The following is a 3,274-nucleotide window of genomic DNA, read 5'->3' on the forward strand; positions in this document are numbered from 1 at the left end:
GCGTGGATCAAGGTGGCGCCGGGCGCACTCGTGCTGCCGCTCGCGGCGGCCGCCCGCCGTCCGCTGCGCGACGTCGTCGCCCCGGCCGCGGCCGTGTGCACGGTCGTCGTCGGGGCGGTCGCGCTCGGCGGCGGCCTACCCCGTGTGCTGGGCTTCCTGACGACGCAGGGCGACCGCGGCCTCCAGGTCGAGTCCGTCACCGCGTCGCTCCTCGGTGCGCTGCACCGGCCCGACGTCGTCGTGCGGCTCAACGAGCAGCTCGTGACGTACGAGGTCGTCGGCCCCGGCACCGCGCGCGCCGCGGAGGTGCTCGACGTCGCGCTGCCCGTGGCCGTCGCGGTGATCGCCGCGCTCCTGCTCGTCGCACGCTCACGCGGGACGGCGCCGGCCGCCGTCCTGCCCGCGTCGCTGCTGCTCGTCGTCGTGCTCGTCGTCACGAACAAGGTCGGGTCGCCGCAGTTCCTCACGTGGTTCGCGCCGCCGGTCGCGGCGCTCCTCGCGACCGCGCGTCACGTGGCGCGGCCGCGGCGCCCCACGTGGTGGGCGGTCGCGGCCGCGCTCACGGCCGTCGCGGCAGGCCTCACGCAGGCGGTCTTCCCGTGGGGCTACATCCGGCTGCTCGAGGGCGACGACCTGCTGGCTCTCGTCCTCGACGCACGCAACGCGCTGCTGCTCGCCGTGCTCGGCTGCGCCGCGTGGGGGTTCGGGCGCGCCGTCAGCGGGCGTGCGGGGCGACCTCCTGCGCGATGAGCTCGAGGTGGTCGAGGTCTGCCAGGTCGAGCACCTGCAGGTAGACGCGCTCGACGCCCTGCTCGGCCAGCCGCCCGAGGCGGTCGACGACCTCGGCGACGGTGCCCGCGACGCCGTGCTCACGCAGCTCCGCCGGCTCGCGGCCGATCGCGGCGGCCCGGCGCGAGACCTCCGCCTCGTCGGCACCGACGCACGCGACGAGGGCGACGGAGTACACGAGGTCGTCGTGACGGCGTCCGATCTCCTCGCACGCCGCGCGGACGCGGCCGAACATCGCGGGGATGTCGTCGAGCTCGGGGAAGGACGCGTTGAACTCGGACGCGAACCGTGCGGCGAGCGCGGGGGTGCGCCGCGGGCCCTTGCCGCCCACGATCACCGGGACGCCTGCGCCCTCGACGCGGCGACCGTCACGGAGCGCCACGCCCTGCGCGGGCTTCGGCAGCGCCGGCGAGTCCGTGAGCGTGTAGTGCTTCCCCTCGTGCGTGAAGCGATCGCCGACCGGCGTGCGCCACAGCCCGGTGACGACCGCGAGCTGCTCGGTGAGCAGGCCGAAGCGCTTCTCGGGGAACGGGATGCCGTACGCGGCGTGCTCCTCGGCGAACCAGCCGGCACCGAGGCCGAGCTCGACGCGGCCGCCGGACATCTGGTCGACCTGCGCGACCTGGATGGCGAGCACGCCGGGGTGGCGGAAGGTCGCGGACGAGACGAGCGTCCCGAGCCGGATGGTGCTGGTCTCGCGCGCGAGGCCGGCGAGCGTGGTCCACGCGTCCGTGGGACCGGGCAGGCCGTCGCCGTCGCCCATGACGAGGTAGTGGTCGGAGCGGAAGAAGGCGTCGAAGCCGAGGCGCTCGGTGGCCTGGGCGACGGCGAGCAGGTCGTCGTACGAGGCCCCCTGCTGGGGTTCGGTGAAGATGCGCAGATCCATGCGTCCTACCCTGCCAGCCCGGGTACGGCGCGGTGCACGTCCCGCACGGCCGGGAGCTCGCGGAAGCCCGCCGCACGGTAGGTCGCGACGCCGGCGCCGTTCGCGCTCGGGGTGCACACGGCCGCGCTGGACGCCCCCAGCGCGCGCAGGTGCGCGGCCGCGGCGACCGTGATCGCCGTGCCGTAGCCGTGCCCGCGGTGGTCCGGGTGGACGCCCATCGGCTCGAGGACGCCCGGGCGGCCGGCGCCCGCGGACCACACGACCGCGACCGCGACCGCGGTGCCGTCGGCGTCGCGCGCGAGCAGGCAGCGCGCGTCGGCGAACGCCGGACCGGCGGCCATGGCGTGCCACCGCTCGACCGCAGGGGTCGGCCTGCCGAAGGCGGCACCCTGGACGGCGGCCCAGAGCGGAGCGCCGTCGGCTCCGACCGTCTCGACGTCCACGCCGGCCGGCTCGACCGGCTCCGTCAGACCGCGGACGAGCGGCGTCCACGCCTCGCCGTCCGTCCATCCCGCCTCGCGCAGCCGCTCGACGAGCGCCCCGCCGGACCGCGCCTCGACGTCGACGGCGCCCGCCGGGAGCACGCCGCGCTCGGCGTGCGCGACGTCGTCGGCGACCTGCCGCGCGAGCTCGTCGTCGTCCTCGGCGCCCGGTGCGACGGCGAGCCGGAGCAGCCGGTCCCCGTCGCGCAGGCCGACGGCGAGGACCACCCCGTCGCGGCTCCACGTGCGCACGGCGGCCGCGGTCGCGTCGGCGCCGAACCGCCAGAACCACCCGACGTCGCCCGGGTGCAGCTGCACGGGCCCGCCCTCGCGCTGCCAGGTGCGCAGCACGCGCAGGAGCTCGGCGAGCTCGTCGGCCCGGGGCACGCTCAGCACGGTCGGCACACCGCGATCCAACACCGGGTCCCGGACGCGTCGCGAGGACTTACACCTGGCAGCCCGGGCACCAGTAGAGCGTGCGGCCGGCCATCTCCTCGCGGAGCACGGTCGCGCCGCAGCGCAGGCACGGCTCGCCCGCGCGCCCGTAGACCGCATGGCGGAGCGCCGGGTCGGCGAGCGCCGCGGCCCGGCCGGGCTCGTCGAGGTCCTCGCGGGTGAGCATCGCGCCCACGCGGACGCCGTCGTCGAGCAGCCCGACCCAGTCGTCCCACAGGCCCGCGACGACCTCCTCGGGAACGCTCGCGCCCGGCGTGTGCGGCTCGAGCTGAGCGCGGAACAGCAGCTCGGCGCGGTAGATGTTGCCGATCCCGCTCACCACGGCCTGGTCCATGAGCAGCTGTCCGACGGCGACCTTGCGTCGCCGGACGCGCTGCACGACGACGGCCCGCGGGTCCGGCCACGCGTCGACGCGCGGGTCCGGACCGGCCTTCGCGACGATGCCGACGACGTCGTCGGGCGTGAGGACCTCGCACGTGATCGCGCCGCGCAGGTCGGCGACCGTGTCCGCGCCGGCCAGCCGCACCCGCACCTGGCCGACGGGTGCGGGCGGGAACGGCAGGTCGGGCTCGTCGAGCGCGTGCTCCTCGGGCTCCTCGACCACGTCGCGGCCGCGCGAGCCGGCGGCCGGCAGCGCGCGTTCGCCCTCGCCCATGCGCAC

3 protein-coding genes and 1 pseudogene are annotated in these 3,274 nt (G+C 76.8%); 1 reads left to right on the forward strand and 3 read right to left on the reverse strand.

Annotated elements, in window-relative coordinates; translation table 11 throughout:
- Positions 1-750, forward strand: a pseudogene (locus tag ICW40_RS17820) (glycosyltransferase 87 family protein); the annotation flags it as partial.
- Here ICW40_RS17820 and ICW40_RS17825 read toward each other — a convergent pair.
- From ICW40_RS17825 to ICW40_RS17835, 3 genes are all read right to left on the reverse strand, one after another.
- Positions 716-1,675 carry an LLM class F420-dependent oxidoreductase gene (locus ICW40_RS17825; RefSeq protein ID WP_221655347.1) on the reverse strand — a complete coding sequence of 320 codons (960 nt, stop codon included), beginning with the start codon at positions 1,673-1,675 and terminating at the stop codon, positions 716-718. The pseudogene ICW40_RS17820 and the gene ICW40_RS17825 sit on opposite strands and share 35 nt — an antisense overlap.
- A 5-nt stretch (positions 1,676-1,680) precedes the next feature.
- Positions 1,681-2,553 (reverse strand): GNAT family N-acetyltransferase, encoded by an 873-nt coding sequence (locus ICW40_RS17830; protein ID WP_308121896.1) that lies wholly within the window; start codon positions 2,551-2,553, stop codon positions 1,681-1,683.
- 49 nt (positions 2,554-2,602) lie between these two features.
- A partial coding sequence (locus ICW40_RS17835) for a zinc finger domain-containing protein (protein ID WP_308121897.1) occupies positions 2,603-3,274 on the reverse strand: 672 nt, incomplete at its 5' end.

This window comes from Actinotalea ferrariae (assembly GCF_019733465.1).
In the GTDB taxonomy this organism is placed as follows: Bacteria; Actinomycetota; Actinomycetes; order Actinomycetales; family Cellulomonadaceae; genus Actinotalea; species Actinotalea ferrariae_A.